Below are 18,467 nucleotides of genomic sequence, written 5' to 3' on the forward strand. Positions count from 1 at the left end.
CGCGTTACTCGGGCTTGCGGGTGGCGTCGGTCGCGGCATCCAGTGCCGCGTCCTCTTCGGCGTCGTCCTCGCGCATGAGCGGCTTCTCGCGGTGGCGCGCCTCGTAGAGGTCGCTCGACATCGCGTTGCGGGGCTTGCGCAGGAACACGAGCGACGCGCTCAGTCCGAACAGGGCGGCGACCGCCGCCGACACCCATACGTTCACGCCTGCGATCAGCAGCACGGCGAGCGGCGCGGCGAACAGCACGACGCGGATCGCCGTGTACCAGATCCAGACGGGTACGGATTTCACCCTGACAGTGTAGGCGCGGTGCCTGCGTGCGACTCCCAGCCTGCCGTGACTCTCGCGAGCATAGACTTGGGGCATGGCACGGCTGCTCTTCGGACTCGTCGTCGCCGTGGCGATCTTCATGATCTACGCGGTCGTCGACTGCGCGATGATCGATCGCTCCCGCATCCGCGGCATCGCGCGCGGCTGGTGGATCATCGTGATCCTCGTCATCCCCGTCATCGGCGGCCTGCTGTGGTTCATCGTGGGTCGCGCTCGCGCCGAGCGGCTGCCCGGCGGCCGCCGCCGCACGGTCGCCCCCGACGACGACGCCGACTTCCTCCGCCGCCTCGGCGACGACCAGGCGCAGTCCGAGCGCATCCGCCGCCTCGAAGAGGAGCTCGCCGATCTCGACGGCGAGACGGATGCCTCGGCCGACGGCCACGGCGCCGGTCACAAGGCCGAGCCCGGCAAGCGACCCGACAACCCCGAGACGCCGGGCGATTCCGGTTCCACGGGCCGGCCGAATGCCTGAGGGCCCGACCGCCCCCGCCACCGCCTATTCGGTCGCGCTCTTCGACGCCTTCGTCGCGGCGGGCGTCACCGACGTGGTCGTCGCACCGGGCTCGCGCTCGCAGGCGCTCGCGCTCGCGGCCGCCGAGTTCGAGCGGCTGGGCCGCATCCGCCTGCACGTGCGCATCGACGAGCGCGGCGCCGGGTTCCTCGCGATCGGCCTCGCGGTCGAGACCGGCCGCCCGACGATCGTCGTCACGACGTCGGGCACGGCGGTCGCGAACCTGCACCCGGCGGTGCTCGAGGCGCACCACTCGGGGGTTCCGCTCGTGCTGCTGACCTCCGACCGGCCGGCCGAGCTCCGCGGCATCCGCTCGAACCAGACGACCATGCAGCCGGGCATCTTCGCCGGTGCCGTGCGGCTCGAACGCGACGTGACCGCGCCAGAGGGCGCGCCCGGCGAGGCGGATGCCGCGGCCCGACTCGCTCGAGAGGCGGTCGCCGCGGCGCTCGGTCGTGACCTTGAGGGCGGGCGCATCGCGCACCCAGGGCCCGGGCCCGTGCACCTCAACCTGCAATTGCGTGAGCCGCTGTCGTCGGCGTGGAGCGCTGCCGCCGGATTCGGAGATTCTTCGCGACACGCCGATCCCGGCGGCCGCGCGCACCGCGTATCGGCAGGATCTCCGAATCCGGCAGCACCCGCCGGCGCGCTCATCGCCCGCGGTCCCCGCACGGTCGTCGTCGCGGGCGCCGGGGCGGGCGATGAGGCCGAGGCGTTCGCCCGGGCGGGCGACTGGCCCCTCATCGCCGAGGTCACGAGCGGGGCGCACTTCGGGCCGAACCTCGTCGTCGCCTACCGCGAGCTCCTGCGCGAGCCCGGGTTCGGCGACCAGGTGCAGCGGGTCGTCGTGTTCGGGCATCCGACGCTGTCGCGCGAGGTGCCGGCGCTCGTGCAGCGCGACGACGTGGAGTCGATCGTCGTGGCACCGTCGGGCATCGAGTGGTTCAACCCGGGCCGCCGCGTGCGCCGCTTCGAGCGCGCCGTGCATGCCGCCGAGACGCCGCCGAGCCCCGAGGAGCGGGGGTGGGTGCGCCGGTGGGTGCACGCGAGCCGCATCCTCGTCGAGGCCGGCCTGCCGACCGCGCCGCCGCCCGTGTCGCCCGGCATCGACGAGACCGGGCACGTGCACGACTTCGAGGCGCACCGCGAGTTCATGCGTGCCCAGCTCGACGGCGTGCGGGCCCCGATCACCCGGCGCATGCTCGTCGACACGGTGTGGGCGGCGACCTGGCCGCACGACCGGCTCGTGTTCGGGGCATCCCGGCTCATCAGGGACGCCGACCGGGCGGTGCCCGGGCGCCGCATCGTCGTGCATGCGAACCGCGGTCTCGCCGGCATCGACGGCACCGTGGCGACCGCGCTCGGCATCGCGATCGCGAGCCAGGCGGATGCCGCGGGCGCGGCGCCGAGCCCGATGCATGACGCGTCGGTGTCGCCGGTCGAGGAGCGCCCGACGGAGGAGGACGCGTCTCGAAACCAGCCCGACGCCGACCTCCCTGAGCCCGACGAGGCCGGCAGCGAGCTGGCCGCGGTGCTCGCGCAGGCGCAGGCGGTCGAGCGTGCGATCGCGGCGTCGCGCGGCGGCTCGGCCGACTCGAGCACCACGCGTGCGCTGATCGGCGACCTGACCCTGCTGCACGACGTCGGGTCGATGCTGCTCGGCGCGGGTGAGGCGAGGCCGCGGCTGCTCGTGATCGTCGGCAACGACGGCGGCGGAACGATCTTCGACTCGCTCGAGGTCGCCGGCACGGCGCCCGCCGACGCGTTCGACCGGGTGCAGTACACGCCGCAGCAGGTCGACCTCGCGGCGCTCGCCACGGCGTACGGCTGGAGCTACGTGCGGGCGACGACGCGCGGCGAGCTCGACGAGGCGCTCGCGTCGCGGGTCGAGGGCCCGACGATCCTCGAGGTGCCACTGCCGCGGTGAGGCTCTCGCCCGCCCGTGGCTCCCGCCGGTTCGCGCCGGAACCAACTTCCGGCACGGGAACCAGTTCGCAGGGTGGTTCCAAGGGCAGAACGTGGTTCCGATGCGCGCAGGCGGCGGGGGTGCGGGTGGGTCCACCCCTTGCCCGGGCGTCGGAGCCACCGGCAGGATTGCCGCATGAGCCGCGAATCGTTCTGGACCGCCGACCCCGCCGACCTGCTGCGCGTGCGCGAGGGGTTCCGTCTCGCCGACGCCGAGACCGACACGCACCCCGGCTTCGACGGCGGCAAGTCCGAGGGTAAGCAGGCGCTCGCCGAAGGCGCCGACATCCTCGCCGAACTGCAGGAGCGACTCTTCGCGGGCAGCCGCATGGGCGGCGACCGCCGTCGCATCCTGCTCGTGCTGCAGGCGATGGACACGGCCGGCAAGGGCGGCATCGTGAAGCACGTGATGGGCGCGGTCGACCCGCAGGGCGTGCACCTCGCGTCGTTCAAGAAGCCCACCGAGGAGGAGCTCGGCCACGACTTCCTCTGGCGCATCAGCAAGGAGACGCCCGCGCCCGGCATGATCGGGGTCTTCGACCGGTCGCACTACGAAGACGTGCTGATCGCGCGCGTGCGCGAGCTCGCCCCGCCCGAAGAGATCGAGCGCCGCTACGACGCCATCAACGAGTTCGAGCGCGGGCAGGTCGCGAACGGCACGACCGTCATCAAGGTCATGCTGCACATCTCGGGCGACGAGCAGAAGGCGCGGCTGCAGGACCGCCTCGATCGCCCCGACAAGCACTGGAAGTTCAACCCCGGCGACATCGACGAGCGGGTGCTCGCGCCCGCCTACCAGGAGGCGTACCAGCTGGTCTTCGACCGCACCTCGAAACCGGATGCCCCGTGGTTCGTGATTCCCGCCGACCACAAGTGGTACGCGCGGCTCGCCGTGCAGCACCTGCTCATCGACGCCCTCGAGTCGATGGACCTCTCGTGGCCGCTGGCCGACTACGACCTCGCGACCGAGCGGGCCCGCCTCGCCGCGAGCTGACGAGGCGGCTCGTCGGTCGAGTAGGCACGCAGCGCCGTATCGAGACCACGCCGGGGTGGCCTCGACACGCTCCTTCGTTGCTACTCGACCGACCAGCTCCGCACCGAGGCGTAGGCTGTACCGGTGAGTCAGACGCACGCCCAGGCGCGCCTCGTGGTCAGAACCGTGGCCGTCGACGAGACCGAACCGCTGATTCCGCGCACCGACCCGCGTCACCCGCTCGTCTGGCTGCGCCGTGGCGAGGGCATCGTGGGGCTCGGCGAGGTGCTGCGCATCGAGTCGTCGGGCGCCACCCGCATCGAAGACGCCGCGTCGGCGTGGACCTCGCTCGCCGAGGCCGCCGACATCGACGACCGCGTCGGCCTGCCCGGTACGGGCCTCGTCGCGTTCGGGGCGTTCGCCTTCGCCGACGAGTCGGCCGCCACGAGCGTGCTCATCGTGCCCGAACTCGTCATCGGGCGTCGCGACGGCCGGGCGTGGGTCACGCGCATCGGCTTCGAGACGCCCGCCGAGGTCACCATTCCCGAGCCGTCGCCGAAACGGCAGGTGCCCCGCGTGACCTTCGAGGCCGGGTCGATGCCGCCCGAGGCATACGAGGCCGCGGTCGCCGAGGCGGTGCGGCGCATCGACGGCGGCGAGTTCGAGAAGGCCGTGCTCGCGCGCCAGCTCGTCGGCACGCTGAGCGACGACGCGGGCCTCCGGGCGACGATCAACCGGCTCGCTGAGGACTACCCCGACACGTGGGTGTTCGCGGTCGACGGGCTCATCGGCGCGAGCCCCGAGACCCTCGTGCGCGTCGACCACGGCACGGTGTCGGCGCGCGTGCTCGCGGGCACCGCGCCGAGAGGTGCGGGCGAGGCATCCGACCGCGATCATGCCGCCGCCCTCGCGGCGAGCGAGAAGAACCTGGCCGAGCACGCGCTCGCGGTCGCGAGCGCGGTGCAGCGGCTCGCACCGCACACGACCCGGCTCGACACGAGCCCCGAGCCGTTCACGCTGCAGCTGCCGAACCTCTGGCACCTCGCGACCGACCTCAAGGGCACCCTCGGCGACGGGTCGAACTCGCTCGATCTCGTCAAGGCGGTGCATCCGACGGCGGCGGTCGCGGGCACTCCGCGCAAGGTCGCGCTGCGCGCGATCGCCGAGCTCGAGGGCTTCGACCGGCGGCGCTACGCCGGCCCGATCGGCTGGGTCGACGGCGACGGCGACGGCGAGTGGGCGATCGCGCTGCGCTGCGCGCAGGTCGACCCCGACGGCACGGTCACGGCGTATGCCGGTTGCGGCATCGTGCACGACTCGGTGCCGGCCGAGGAGCTCGCCGAGACCGACATGAAGTTCCGTCCGATCGTCGAGGCGTTCGGCGGCTGACGGCTGCGACGTCGCGCGCGTGTCACCCGATCTGCGATCGACCGTCGACTGGGTGACGCGAACACATCATGTGAAATGCGTGATGCGGAGTCGTTGTCTCCTTCGCGACGGTATGTCGGGGGATCCTCAGCGACGGTGACGGGCACCGCCTGCGGGGGACAGGGGGAACGATGTCGGTTCAGCGTTTCAACATGGGCAGCATCGAGTCACGGGCGCGGGGGCGCCTCGTGTTCGTGTTCGTCGCGGTGCTCGCGATGGTCATGGGGCTCGTGCTGCCGGGGGTGGTGCAACCGGCGTGGGCCGGCCCCGGCAGCCTCATCTCGGGCGTCGCGTGGGCGGATACGAACCGCAACGGCGTCCGCGATCCGGGGGAGCCGGTTCGAGCGGGCGTGCCGGTGCAGCTGCTGTCATCGCCCGGCGGGGCGGTGGTCACGTCGACCACGACGAATGCTGCCGGCGCGTACAGCTTCGCGAATACGGGGGACGGTGCCTACGTCGTGCGAGCCGATGCCCCGGGCGCATTCACGTTCCCCGACGCGACGAGCGGCCAGAACGACTTCGCCCGTGCCGGTACCCCGAACCCCGGTGAGCCCGAGCGGGGCGTGACCTCGCCGATCACGATCGCGGGCGCGACCCAGGTGACCGCGCTCGACGCGGGCCTGCAGCCGATCGCGAACCTCGTCGTGGCGAAGCTCCCAGAGGCCGATGCGTGCGACGGCTTCGCGATTACGGGCACGCCGCCGTTCGATGCGGTCGAAGGGCCGGGCAAGGACACCGGGCCGGGCAACTGCATCGTGCGCACCGGCGACACGGTGATGCAGTCGTACTCTGTCGCGCTCACCGGGCTTCCGACGGGCGCGTCCGTGCCGAACGTGGTTGCGCAGTTCGTCGTGTCGTCGCCCGACGGCGCGAAGCTGCAGCTCGCCGGTCCTGGGACGAACGGCATTCCGGCCGGATGCCTCGGGGCTGCGAACGGCGCGAACCCGCCGTCGTCGCGCACGCTGAACGCGGACGGCTCCATCACCGTGAACTGCAACCTGGGAGCGATGTCGTCGAACGTCGCCGCTGTGCAGTTCGCCTACCGGTTCGCTTCCGACACGCCGATCCCGGCGCATGCAGCCGTGCAGATGAGCGCGTTCGCGGGCGGCGGCGACGCGGGCGTCTCGAACATCGTGTCGGGTCCGACGGTCGAGGTCACCGGTGCCGCGGCCTGGGAACTCCAGAAGACCCCGCTGCCCTCGTGGGTCAACACCGGCCCGGGGCCCGACTTCACCCAGCAGACGGTGAACGGCGTCGACGCCGAGGGGTACATCGTGCGGTACGAATTCCGCGTCGACGAGATGTACGGACCGGGCGCGACCGAACTCGCGTGGCCGGTGTCGTTCATCGACGCGATGCCCGGGTTCCCGAACGCGAGCATCACGCAGTGCCGTGCGGGCCGTCTCGAGCAGGGCACGACCACGCCGTGGACGCTCACCTGCCCGATCGGCGAGCCGCAGGGCACCGACGGGTGGCAGCTCAGCATCAAGCCCAACAGCGGAGTCGGTGGGATCGGCAGCCAGGGCATCATGTGGATGGACGTGTTCATTCCGCTGGACGACATGAACCGGTACATCGACCCGACCTGGGAGCCCGGTGACCCGTACCCGACCGGCACCTTCGACTTCGACAACCTCGCCAAGGGTACCGACAGCTGGGTGATGAACGGCGGTGCGCCGAACTTCGGCGAGGACCACGAGAGCGGGTGGGACGGCACCGGCAACAACGTCGCCAACATCGCCGCGAGCGCCGCCGCTCCGAACTGGGACCTCGCGAAGGGATTCGCCGGCGGTCCGTACTACGCCACCGAGACCATCAACGGAGTGGCGACGAGTGGGTACTACGTCGACTACCGTCTGGTGATCCGAGATCTCGCCGGGCCGGCGAACGTTGCGCCGTGGCTCGATCGACCCGTGACCTTCAAGGACCGGTTGGTGAGTCATCCGGGTGCGTACCTCGTCTCTTGCCGACCGGTGACGAACGAGGGCGCGTTCCTCAACAACGGCACCGCGACCTGCGAGACCGGTGCGCAGCCGGCGGACGGCTGGGACATGAGCTTCGTGCCGAACAACTGGGGTTTCGACACCCGGCGCGGTGACTTCTACGCCCGCGTGTTCATTCCCATGGACACGCTGCCGGCCGACCCGTGCACGTCCAACGTCACGCTCGACCTGCGCAACGAGGCGATCGGCTCCGAGCACTGGACCGTCGACGGCGAGCCCAACAACGGCACCGGGTTCGAGCCGGGCTGGGACGGTACGACGGCGTCCGGCAACAATGTGATCGAGAACAAGATCCGGCCGTCGAGTGGCGACTGCGGTGTGATGAGCGGCGACAAGCGGTACACGACGTACTACGCCGACCCATGGCGGGTGCCGGCGGTGTTTGCCGGCGGCTCGGCCGACTCGACCGTCGCCGTGGGGGCCAACAACGACCGGGTGAAGGTCACGGACCTGCGCCTCTGCGACGTCTTCGACGTGTCGACCCTGCGGGTCCGTCCGGGCGCCGAGCCCACCATCACGGGTGACGCGGCCGGGGTCGTCGACCCGAAGGACTACGTGATCGAATACGCGGTCGGACCGAATGAGGTCGACACCCTGGTCGGCCCCATCGATGGTACGGGCCTGCATCCCATCGACTCGTCGTCACTCGGTGCCGCGGTCAAGGACTGCCGAAACTATCCGGGTCCGTGGTCGGCCGACCCCGAGACGGACTTCGGGTCGAACTGGCGCGACCTCGCCAACATGGTGCGCATCCGGCCGATCGACCCGACGCTCACCGAGATCGGCCCGTTCAGCGTCACGCTGCTCACGCCGCTGCAGGGACGGTCCGTCTACAACGGCGGACCGGACGCGGGCAAGCCCATCGAGCACCTCATCCGGCTCTCGAACTGGGGCGGTTGGCCGACCGGCGCCGACGGCAGCGGCTGGGCCACCGTCGAGCGGCATCGCCGCTACGAGACCGCCTCGCTCGCGGTGGCGAAGATCGTCTCGCCCACGCAGTACCTCCCCGGCGACCGCGCCGTGTGGGACCTCGACGTCCAGGCCATCCAGACGGCGGCCGGCATGACGATGTTCGACGTCAAGGTCATCGACACGATCCCCGAGAACCTGAACTTCGACCTGACGTGCACGCAGAACCTGCTCCCGACGGGAGTCACGGTGAATTACAACGCCGCGACACGGCAGGCGACGTTCAGCGGTGGAGACGTACCGATCACGAGCACGACCGGCAGCCAGTGGATCTTCCACCCGACCGCCGCCGGTGCGAGACACCTGCGCATCTGCACCACGGTCGACACGCTCGCCCAACCGGGCGACACCTACGTGAACACGATGCAGGCGACCGCCGCCAACTCGGCGAACAAGCCGACCGCCACCGCGACGATCCAGGTCGTCGGCTCGGGGCAGATGGGCATCACCAAGCGGGTCGACAAGCCGTACGTCGCGAGCGGCGAGCAGTATTCGTGGTCGCTCGACTGGGGCAACACGTCGACGGTGCTGTCGTTCCAGGCGCCCGACGTGATCGACGTGCTGCCGTGGAACGGCGACGGCGACCCTGCATCGGGGTCGGCGCGCGACCAGTTCTCGTCGGACTACACCGGGCTTGCGCGGCTCTCGGGTGCACTCGCGCCGCCGACCTACCTGCGTGGCGGCACGGGCGACGTGCCCGGCACCTGGTACTACACGACGGCCGACCCGTCGACGCTGAAGCACGATCCACGCGATGCGTCGAACGGCAACCCCGGCGCGGCCGGCGGGCTGTGGCGCACCGCCGCCGAGATCAGCGACTTCGACGACGTGACCGCGGTGCGATTCGTGTCGAGCTCGCCGCTGCCGACGCAGTCGCGGATCCGTGCGCAGATCACCGCGGTGTCGACGAGCACGACGCTCGACAACGTGTACGTGAACCGGGCGATGATCTTCTCGGGCACGTTCCAGGACCAGCCGCTGCTGTCGAACGAGCCGTACGTGCTCATGCCCGGATTCACCCTCGGCGACCTGGTCTGGATCGACTCCGACGGCAACGGCACGTTCGGTGAGAACGAGCAGGGCGTCGCGGGCGTGACCGTGCAGGTGCGTGACGAGAACGGCCGCCTCGTGGCCACGGCGGTCACCGATGCCGACGGCCGTTGGTCGGTCGAGGGCATCGCGGCGGGCACGTATAGCGTGCACATTCCGCCGGCGATGTTCGCGCCGGGCGGCCCGCTCGCAGGCAACGTGGTGCGCACGGTCGCCTCGAGCGACGCGCTCGACCCGAACGAGAATGCCGACAACAACAACACGGCGACGCCGGACCCGGTGACGACGGGTCTGACGAGCACCCCGGTCACGCTGTCGTACGAGTACACCGACGGCAACCTGGTCGGTGCGAACGGCCCCGACGGCGATGATGTCGCCGGCCTCGCCGATGACCTGATCCCCGACGACTTCACCGCGTTCACGGTCGACCTCGCGGTGATGCCGGCGCCGTCGATCGACCTCGAGAAGTCGACGAACGGGCAGGATGCCGACACCGCACCCGGTCCGCTCGTCGCGGTCGGCGGCGAGGTGCGCTGGACCTACGTCGTCACGAACACGGGTGGCGTCGACCTGGCGAACATCACGGTGACCGACGACCAGGTCGACGCGGCCGACATCGACTGCGCCGACACCGGGAGCAACGTCGTCGCCGGCCCGATCGGACCGGGCGGTACGTTCACGTGCGTCGCGACCGGCACCGCTACGGCAGGCCAGTACGAGAACACGGGCACGGTGGTCGGCACCGACCCGACCGATGTCGAGGTGACCGATGACGACCCGTCGCACTATCTCGGCGCCGAGCCTGCGGTCGATATCGAGAAGTCGACGAATGGTGAGGATGCCGATGAGGCGCCGGGTCCGCTGGTCGCGGACGGCGGCACGGTGGCGTGGCGGTATGTGGTCACGAATACGGGCAATGTTCCGTTGACGAACATCACGGTGACCGACGACAAGGTGGATGCTGCTGACATCGACTGCGCCAGCACTGGGTCGAACGTGGTCGCGGGTCCGATCGTGCCGGGCGGCACGGTGACGTGCGTGGCGGTCGGCGTGGGCGTTGCGGGCCAGTACGAGAACACCGGCAGCGTGGTCGCGACCGGTCCTGAGACGACCGACGTCGCCGGCGAACCGGTACCGGGCGTGCAGGTCGATGACGACGACCCGTCGCACTACTTCGGGGTCGACTCGGCGATCGACATCGAGAAGGCCACGAACGGTGAGGACGCCGATGAGGCGCCCGGCCCGCTGGTCGGGGTCGGTGGTGACGTCGAGTGGACCTACGTCGTGACGAACACGGGCAACGTGCCGCTGACCGACGTGACGGTCACCGACGACCAGGTCGACGCGGCCGACATCGATTGCGACGGCACGGGCGGCAACATCGTCGCGGGGCCGCTCGAGCCCGAGGGCACGTTCACCTGTGTCGCGACTGGTATCGCGACGGCGGGTCAGTACGAGAACACGGGCACCGTGGTCGGCACCGACACGATGGACGCCGAGGTGACCGACGACGACCCGTCGCACTACTTCGGCGTCGCGTCGGCGATCGACATCGAGAAGGCAACCAACGGTGCCGACGCCGACGAGCCGACCGGCCCGTACATCACGATCGGTGGTGCGGTCGAGTGGACGTACGCCGTCACGAACACGGGCAACACCGCGCTCACGAACGTGACGGTGACCGACGACCAGGTCGACGCGGACTCGATCGACTGCGATGCGACGGGCTCGAACGTCATCGCGGGGCCGCTCGCGCCGGGCGACACGTTCACGTGCGTCGCGACGGGCACGGCCACGGCGGGCCAGTATGCGAACCTCGGCACGGTGACCGGCATCGACCCGCTGGAAACCGAGGTGACCGATGAGGACGCGTCGCACTACTTCGGTGCGGAGCCCGCGGTCGACATCGAGAAGGCCACCAACGGGCAGGATGCCGACGAAGCGCCCGGCCCCCTGGTCGCGGTCGGCGGCGACGTCGAGTGGACGTACGTCGTCACGAACACGGGCAACGTGCCGTTGACCGACGTCGCGGTGACCGACGACCAGGTCGACGCGGCCGAGATCGACTGCGACGCGACGGGCTCGAACGTCATCGCGGGGCCGCTCGAGCCCGGCGACACGTTCACGTGCGTCGCGACGGGCACCGCCACGGCGGGCCAGTACGCGAACCTCGGCACGGTGACGGGGCTCGACCCGCTCGAGACCGAGGTGACCGACGACGACCCGTCGCACTACTTCGGTGCGTCGCCTGCGGTCGACATCGAGAAGGCGACGAACGGCGCCGATGCGGACGAGCCGACGGGCCCGTACATCGCGACCGGCGGTGACGTCGAGTGGACGTACGTCGTGACGAACACGGGCAACGTGCCGCTCACGAACGTCACCGTCACCGACGACCAGGTCGACGCGGCCGAGATCGAGTGCGACGCCACTGGCGGCAATGTCATCGCGGGGCCGCTGGCCCCGGGCGCGTCGTTCACGTGCGTCGCGACGGGCACGGCCACGGCCGGGCAGTACGCGAACCTCGGCACCGTCGTCGGCACCTCGCCCGAGACCACCTCGGCCGAGGGTGAGCCGGTGCTCGGCGTCGAGGTGACCGACGAGGACGCGTCGCACTACTTCGGAGCGTCGCCGGCCGTCGACATCGAGAAGGCGACCAACGGTGACGACGCCGACGAGCCGACCGGCCCGTACGTCCCCACCGGCGGTGACGTCGAGTGGACGTACGTCGTCACCAACACCGGCAACGTGCCGCTGACGAATGTGACCGTGACCGACGACCAGGTCGACGCGGCCGACATCGACTGCGACGCCACGGGCGGCAACGTGATCGCGGGGCCGCTCGCGCCCGAGGCATCCGTCACCTGCGTCGCGACCGGCACGGCGACCGCCGGCCAGTACGCGAACCTCGGCACGGTGACCGCCCTCGACCCGCTGCAGACCGAGGTGACCGACGAGGACGCGTCGCACTACTTCGGTGCCGAGCCCGCGATCGACATCGAGAAGGCCACCAACGGGCAGGACGCCGACGAGGCGCCCGGCGTGCCGCTCAAGGTCGGCGCCGACGTCGAGTGGACGTACGTCGTCACCAACACGGGCAACACGCCGCTGGTCGACATCGCGGTGACCGACGACGAGGTGGATGCCTCGGCGATCAGCTGCGGCGACGGCGACTCGAACGTGTTCGACGGGCCGCTCGCGCCGGGTGAGTCGTTCGAGTGCACCGCGTCGGGCACGGCGACCGCCGGGGCGTACGTGAACACCGGCACCGCGACCGGGCAGGTGCCGGGCTCCGAGCTCGTCGTCACCGACACCGACCCGTCGCACTACACGGGCACGGTGACGACCACTCCGCCGACCGAGACGCCGACGCCGACCGAGACGCCCGACCCGTCCGACCCACCGGCGACGACCGCTCCGGCGAGCCCGGCCGGCGACCTGCCCGACACGGGTGTCGCCCCCCTGGCCGGAATCGTCGGGGGAGCGCTCGCGATCATCGCGGGCCTCATCGTGATCGCCGTCGTCCGACGCCGCAGGGCCTAGGCGATCACGAGACCGAGCCGCGCCCCATGCCCCGGGGCGCGGCTCGGTCGTGTCGGCCGGGGCACGAGGCCCCTCGGTAGACTCGAAGGATGACGCGCGCAGACCTCGGCAAGGACCCCCGCGAGGTGTCGGCGATGTTCGATCGCGTCGCCGCCGCGTACGACCGCACCAACAACGTGCTCTCGGTCGGCAACGCTCCGCTCTGGCGCGTCGCGACGACCCGTGCGGTCGACCCGAAGCCCGGCGAGCGCATCCTCGACGTCGCCGCCGGCACGGGCACCTCGAGCGCGAGCCTCGCGAAGTCGGGCGCCTCGGTCGTCGCCGCCGACTTCTCGCCCGGCATGATCGAGGTCGGTCGCAACCGTCAGGCGCACGTGCCGAACCTCGTGTTCGTCGAGGCCGACGCGACGAAGCTGCCGTTCGACGACGAGTCGTTCGACGCCGTGACGATCTCGTTCGGCCTGCGCAACGTCAACGAGCCGAAAAAGGCCCTCGACGAGTTCTTCCGCGTGACGAAGCCCGGCGGCCGGCTCGTGATCTGCGAGTTCTCCCACCCGCCCGTCGCGTTCGTGCGGCTCGGCTACGACGTCTACCAGCGCTACGTGATGCCGCCGCTCGTGAAGCTCTCGAGCTCGAACGACACCGCCTACGACTACCTCAACGAGTCGATCAAGGCGTGGCCCGACCAGCCGACCCTCGCCTCGTGGATCCGCGAGGCGGGGTACACGAAGGTCGCGTGGCGCAACCTCACGATGGGGGTCGTCGCCCTGCATCGGGCCACGAAGCCGCTCGCCTGAGCGGCGAAGCCGGAGGCATCCGTTCGCCGTCGGTGACACGGCCCGGCATATCGGCACCGGTAGGCTGGTACGCGTGAATCCGAGCCACCCGGTCGCACGTCGCGGCTCAGCGCTCGCCGCCAATCTGGGGCTGAGCGAGCGGGTCTTCGCGTCCGCCGCCGACAAGGCCATGGCGCGGGCGATCGACGAGGGCATCGAACGCGTCGAGGCGGGCCTCGTGCGCGAGGTGCAGTTCGCCGACTCCATCGCCGACGTCTCGACGCGGTACCTGCTCGAGGCGGGCGGCAAGCGGGTGCGCCCCATGCTCACCCTGCTCACCGCGCAACTCGGCGCGGGCGTGACCGACGACGTCGTCACCGCCGCCGAGGCGATCGAGATCACGCACCTCGGCTCGCTGTACCACGACGACGTGATGGACGACTCCGACCGTCGCCGCGGCGTGCCGAGCGCCCACTCGGTGTGGGGCAACTCGGTCGCGATCCTCACGGGCGACCTGCTGTTCGCGCGCGCGAGCCAGCTCATGGCGAGCCTCGGCGAGCGGGCCATCAAGATGCAGGCCGACACGTTCGAGCGGCTCGTGCTCGGCCAGCTGCACGAGACCGTCGGGCCGACCCCGGCCGACGACCCGATCGAGCACTACATCCAGGTGCTCGCCGACAAGACCGGTTCGCTCATCGCGGCGGCCGCGCAGTCGGGCATCGTGTTCTCGGGCGCCGACCCCGCCTTCGAGGCGCCCATCATCGAGTTCGGCGAGAAGGTCGGCGTCGCCTTCCAGCTCATCGACGACGTCATCGACCTGTCGCCGCAGCCCGAAGAGACCGGCAAGGTGCCCGGCACCGACCTGCGGGCGGGTGTGGTCACCCTGCCGTTGCTGCGGCTGGCCGAGATGGCGAAGACGGATGCCTCGGCGGCCGAGCTGTACGCCCGCATCGAGCGCGACGTGCTGCCGGCGAAGCCCGCCGAGCTCGGCGATGCGCTCGACACGAACACCATGGCGTCGCGCATCGTGCCCTCGCGTGCGACGGTCGACGGGATCGTGGCCGAGCTGCGCGAGCACGAGGCCACGAAGGCGACGCTCGCCGAAGCGCACCGCTGGGCGAACGAGGCCGTCGCCGCGCTCGCCCCGCTGCCCGACGGCAGTGTGAAGAAGGCCCTGACCCGGTTCGCCGAGACGGTGGTCGACCGCCACAGTTGACACGCGACAGTTGAGACGCAGAGGAGAGACGTGACGAGGAACAAGCTGCGACTGGCGATCGTCGGAGCCGGCCCCGCCGGCATCTACGCCGCCGACATCCTGCTGAAGGCCGAGCGCAACTTCGACGTCTCGATCGACCTGTTCGATCACCTGCCGGCCCCGTACGGTCTCGTGCGCTACGGCGTCGCGCCCGACCACCCCCGCATCAAGGGCATCATCACGGCGCTGCGCGAGGTGCTCGACCGGGGCGACATCCGCATCTTCGGCAACGTGCGCTTCGGCGAGGACATCACCCTCGACGACCTCAAGCGCCACTACAACGCCGTCATCTTCGCGACCGGCGCGGTGCGCGATGCGCCGCTCAACATTCCGGGCATCGACCTCGAGGGCTCGTACGGTGCCGCCGACTTCGTGAGCTGGTTCGACGGGCACCCCGACGTGCCGCGCACCTGGCCGCTCGAGGCCGAGTCGGTGGCGGTCATCGGCAACGGCAACGTCGCGCTCGACGTGTCGCGCATGCTCGCGAAGCATGTCGAAGACCTGATGCCGACCGAGATCCCCGCCAACGTGGCCGCCGGGCTCGCGGCATCCCCGGTCACCGACGTGCACGTGTTCGGTCGTCGCGGCCCGACGTCGGTGAAGTTCACGCCGCTCGAGCTGCGCGAGCTCGGTGAGCTGCGCGATGTCGACATGATCGTCTACGACGAGGACTTCGACTACGACGACGCGGCACGCGCCGCGGTGTCGGGCAACAAGCAGGTGTTCGTCATCGACAAGGTGCTGAACCAGTGGCGTCAGCGCGAGGTCGGCCAGGCGTCGCGTCGGTTGCACCTGCACTTCTTCGCGAAGCCGCTCGAGATCGTGGGAGACGGCGACGGCAAGGTCGCGGGCATCCGCTGGGAGCGCACCCAGTCCGACGGTGCGGGCGGGGTCGTCGGTACGGGCGAGATCCGCGAGCTGCCGATCCAGGCCGTGTACCGTGCGGTCGGCTACTTCGGGTCGCCGCTGCCGGGTGTGCCGTTCGACAAGAAGTTCGGGGTCATCCCGAACCACGAGGGTCAGGTGCTGATTCGCGACAAGGAGACGGGCGAGTCGCGCCAGATGTACGGCGTGTACGCGACCGGTTGGATCAAGCGCGGGCCCGTCGGTCTCATCGGTCACACGAAGTCGGATGCGATGGAGACCATCAAGCACGTCATCAACGACCTCGGCAATTGGTGGCGGCCCGAGTCGCCGTCGGAGGAGTCGGTGATCGAGCTGCTCGAGTCGCGTGGCATCCGCTGGACCGATCTCGACGGCTGGCATCGTCTCGACGAGCACGAGATGGCGCTCGGTTCGGCCGAGGAGCGAGTGCGCATCAAGGTCGTGCCTCGCGACGAGATGGTCGACGTGTCGCGCGGCGAGGTCGCGTAACCACCGTCGGTCGAGTGGGAGGCCACGTCACGTACTGGTCGGTCGAGTAGGGCGAAGCGAGACCACGGCCGGTACTCGTCGGTCGAGTAGGGCGAAGCCCGTTTCGAGACCACGGTCGAGCGGATGCCTCGCGGCGGTTCCGCTTGCGCGAGTCGGTGGTGAAGCAGAGTTGCAGAGTGTGCCGGCCGATCGCGGCGCCGAAGGCGTCAGAGGCTGTTGCGACCCCGGTCGATCTGGCGCTGCACCTCGGCGAGCTCGCGCTGCAACTGCGGGTCGTGCGCCTTCGCGGTGAGCGGCCGGCGACGATTCATCACGGCGACGATGCCGACCAGAGCGGCAGCGGCGGTGATCGCACCGGTGGTGACGAGGGCGATGACGTAGGCGCTCATGTCGGCTCCTTCGGAGACTCGGTCGGTGACCCGTGATGGGTGTGCCCAGACTACGTGGGCCGGCCGGCGGCGGCACCCCTTCGCTCCTGTGCATCGGCCGTGAGTCGGGTCGGCCGCTCGTCCCATCCGTGTTGGCGTATCGCGACTTCGTCGCTTACAGTTTCGAACATCAGTTCGAATCCGTGAGGAGGTCACGATGCTCACGATCAGCGACGCCGAACCGGTGGCCGTCTGGCTCGACGGCTCCGAGCGGCCGGCGCGTCTCGTCTATCACGGCACCCGGTACCGGGTCATCGACACCCCGACTCCGCTCGCTCGGCAGCCCGAATGGCCGTCGGGCATCAGCCATCCGCCGGTCGACGTGCTGCTTTCGCCGGGCTGGCGGGTCACGGGGCGCACCGACGACCACGAGGTGCTCGTCTTCGACCTGCGGTTGGCCCCCTCGGGGTGGGTCGTCGAAGCGATCTACGAATGAACCGCGCGAATTACCGATCGAACCGAGCGCAGCGCCCGATGCGGCCCGCGCTGCACGCCGCCGGCCACGCGACGAACCCGCCGGGGGAGCAGTAGTGGGCACCAACCGCCGCTACCCCGAGCGAGCCGACGAGCGCACCGACGAGCTGCAGCTCGAGCAGGCGAAGCGTGGTGCGCCCGTGTCGCTCACGACCTCCGAGGTGCGTCGCACCGGGCGGCGCAACGACGCCCGCGAGGCCGTGCCGGTGACGGCCACGATCAGGTATCGCGTCGCGTACGAGGAGCCCCGTGACGTGCAGGGCGAAGCGATCGCCTGGACCCGCGGCGCCGTGCTCGTGAAGTACCCCGACCCGGCCACCCGTCACGACAACTTCGTCTGGGTCTACGCGAACGCCGTGCGCCGCCGCAGCTGAGCGGCGTCGAGCGGTCGGTCGAGTAGCGGCGACGCGGTTCGCGACCGCCCGCGAGGCCACTGGCGCAGCGGCGTCCACCCAGGCCCGAGGCATCCACACCCGCCCCGCCCTTCGGCCGCATTGCCGCTACGCTGCTCACCATGCTGCTCGACCCGCCCGCGCTCGTCACCGCGCTCGCCGCCGTGGGCGTCGGGTTCGTGCTGGGGTGGTGGCCGCTGGCCAGGTGGGCCGAGCAGTCGATGAAACATGGGCGGATGCCGCGGCGCACGATCCGCGTCGCGTCGGCCGTGACCGCCGCGATCACCTTCGGGCTGCTCGCCCTGCGCGTCGGCCCCACCTGGCTGCTGCCGGCGCTGCTCGCGTTCGCCGCGTTCGCGACGGTGCTCTCGATCGTCGACCTGGCCGAGAAGCGGCTGCCGAATGCCGTCGTCTTTCCGGCGCTCGCGACCGTCGGGGTGCTGCTCGTTCCCGCCACGTGGGCCACGGGGGAGTGGATTCGGCTCGTGTGGGCGCTGGCCGGAGCATCCGCCATGTTCGTCGCCTATTTCGTGCTCGCGCTCATCTCGCCGTCGTCGATGGGCATGGGCGACGTCAAGCTCGCGCTCGTGGTCGGCCTGCTCGCCGGATGGTTCGGCCTGTCGGCGTGGCTCATCGCGCTGCTCGCCGCGTTCGTGATCGGCGGCGTGCTCGCGCTCATCGCGCTCGCGCGGCGGAAGGTGACGTTGCGCGGGTCGATTCCGTTCGGGCCGTCGATGCTCGCGGGCGCGCTCGTGGCGGTGTGGTTGGCCGCGGGCTGAGCTCTCCCTCGAGCGGGTTGAGGAGCGAGCGCAGCGAGCGTCTCGAAACCCTCGGTGGTCGAGTAGCGACGACGCGTATCGAGGCCCTGCGCCGCGAGCACCCTCTGCATCCGGAAGTTGGACTCGCGAGGATCACGTTCTCGGGCATCAACCCACGAGTGCAACTCCGAGGCGGTCTGGCGCCCTGCCACGGATTCCGACTCACCCTGCCCCCGA

General features: G+C 70.7%; 13 protein-coding genes. 11 read left to right on the top strand and 2 right to left on the bottom strand.

Features of this window, described 5'->3' with window-relative positions; all coding sequences use genetic code 11:
* Positions 1-4: 4 nt before the first annotated feature.
* Positions 5-292 (bottom strand): DUF4229 domain-containing protein, encoded by a 288-nt coding sequence (locus tag AC3RJ6_RS03470; RefSeq protein WP_491425477.1) that lies wholly within the window; start codon positions 290-292, stop codon positions 5-7.
* 73 nt (positions 293-365) lie between these two features.
* Between AC3RJ6_RS03470 and AC3RJ6_RS03475 the strand changes: the two genes are divergently transcribed.
* The 8 genes from AC3RJ6_RS03475 to AC3RJ6_RS03510 all read left to right on the top strand — a co-directional run bounded on the left by AC3RJ6_RS03475 (position 366) and on the right by AC3RJ6_RS03510 (position 16,178).
* Positions 366-803 (top strand): PLDc N-terminal domain-containing protein, encoded by a 438-nt coding sequence (locus AC3RJ6_RS03475; RefSeq protein ID WP_491425478.1) that lies wholly within the window; start codon positions 366-368, stop codon positions 801-803.
* A complete protein-coding gene (gene menD / locus AC3RJ6_RS03480) occupies positions 796-2,769 on the top strand; it encodes a 2-succinyl-5-enolpyruvyl-6-hydroxy-3-cyclohexene-1-carboxylic-acid synthase (RefSeq protein WP_491425479.1) in 1,974 nt (657 codons plus the stop codon). Before AC3RJ6_RS03475 ends, menD begins: the two co-directional genes overlap by 8 nt.
* Before the next feature lie 174 nt (positions 2,770-2,943).
* A complete protein-coding gene (locus tag AC3RJ6_RS03485) occupies positions 2,944-3,801 on the top strand; it encodes a polyphosphate kinase 2 family protein (protein ID WP_491425480.1) in 858 nt (285 codons plus the stop codon).
* Positions 3,802-3,924: 123 nt separating this feature from the next.
* Positions 3,925-5,169, top strand: coding sequence for an isochorismate synthase (locus AC3RJ6_RS03490; RefSeq protein WP_491425481.1), 1,245 nt, complete (start codon positions 3,925-3,927; stop codon positions 5,167-5,169).
* Between the two features lie 191 nt (positions 5,170-5,360).
* Complete coding sequence (locus tag AC3RJ6_RS03495; protein ID WP_491425482.1) at positions 5,361-12,773, top strand: DUF7507 domain-containing protein; 7,413 nt, start codon at positions 5,361-5,363, stop codon at positions 12,771-12,773.
* An 89-nt stretch (positions 12,774-12,862) separates the two neighbouring features.
* Positions 12,863-13,570: a bifunctional demethylmenaquinone methyltransferase/2-methoxy-6-polyprenyl-1,4-benzoquinol methylase UbiE gene (gene ubiE / locus AC3RJ6_RS03500; RefSeq protein ID WP_491425483.1), complete on the top strand. Its 708-nt coding sequence runs from the start codon at positions 12,863-12,865 to the stop codon at positions 13,568-13,570.
* 73 nt (positions 13,571-13,643) lie between these two features.
* Positions 13,644-14,765 carry a polyprenyl synthetase family protein gene (locus tag AC3RJ6_RS03505; protein WP_491425484.1) on the top strand — a complete coding sequence of 374 codons (1,122 nt, stop codon included), beginning with the start codon at positions 13,644-13,646 and terminating at the stop codon, positions 14,763-14,765.
* A 30-nt stretch (positions 14,766-14,795) separates the two neighbouring features.
* On the top strand, positions 14,796-16,178 hold the full coding sequence (locus AC3RJ6_RS03510; RefSeq protein ID WP_491425485.1) for an FAD-dependent oxidoreductase: 1,383 nt from the start codon (positions 14,796-14,798) through the stop codon (positions 16,176-16,178).
* Positions 16,179-16,384: 206 nt separating this feature from the next.
* Here the strand turns inward: AC3RJ6_RS03510 and AC3RJ6_RS03515 are convergent, their stop codons facing one another.
* Positions 16,385-16,567 (bottom strand): hypothetical protein, encoded by a 183-nt coding sequence (locus AC3RJ6_RS03515; RefSeq protein WP_491425486.1) that lies wholly within the window; start codon positions 16,565-16,567, stop codon positions 16,385-16,387.
* A gap of 196 nt (positions 16,568-16,763) precedes the next feature.
* On the opposite strand from AC3RJ6_RS03515, the gene AC3RJ6_RS03520 reads away from it, so the two are divergent.
* The 3 genes from AC3RJ6_RS03520 to AC3RJ6_RS03530 all read left to right on the top strand — a co-directional run bounded on the left by AC3RJ6_RS03520 (position 16,764) and on the right by AC3RJ6_RS03530 (position 18,251).
* Entirely contained in the window at positions 16,764-17,042 is a 279-nt protein-coding gene (locus AC3RJ6_RS03520) for a DUF6504 family protein (protein WP_491425487.1), read from the top strand.
* A 94-nt stretch (positions 17,043-17,136) separates the two neighbouring features.
* Positions 17,137-17,454, top strand: a complete 318-nt coding sequence (locus AC3RJ6_RS03525) for a hypothetical protein (protein ID WP_491425488.1) — start codon at positions 17,137-17,139, stop codon at positions 17,452-17,454.
* 140 nt (positions 17,455-17,594) lie between these two features.
* Positions 17,595-18,251 (top strand): prepilin peptidase, encoded by a 657-nt coding sequence (locus AC3RJ6_RS03530; protein ID WP_491425489.1) that lies wholly within the window; start codon positions 17,595-17,597, stop codon positions 18,249-18,251.
* The last annotated feature ends 216 nt before the right edge of the window (positions 18,252-18,467 follow it).

This window comes from Agromyces cucurbitae (assembly GCF_058349945.1).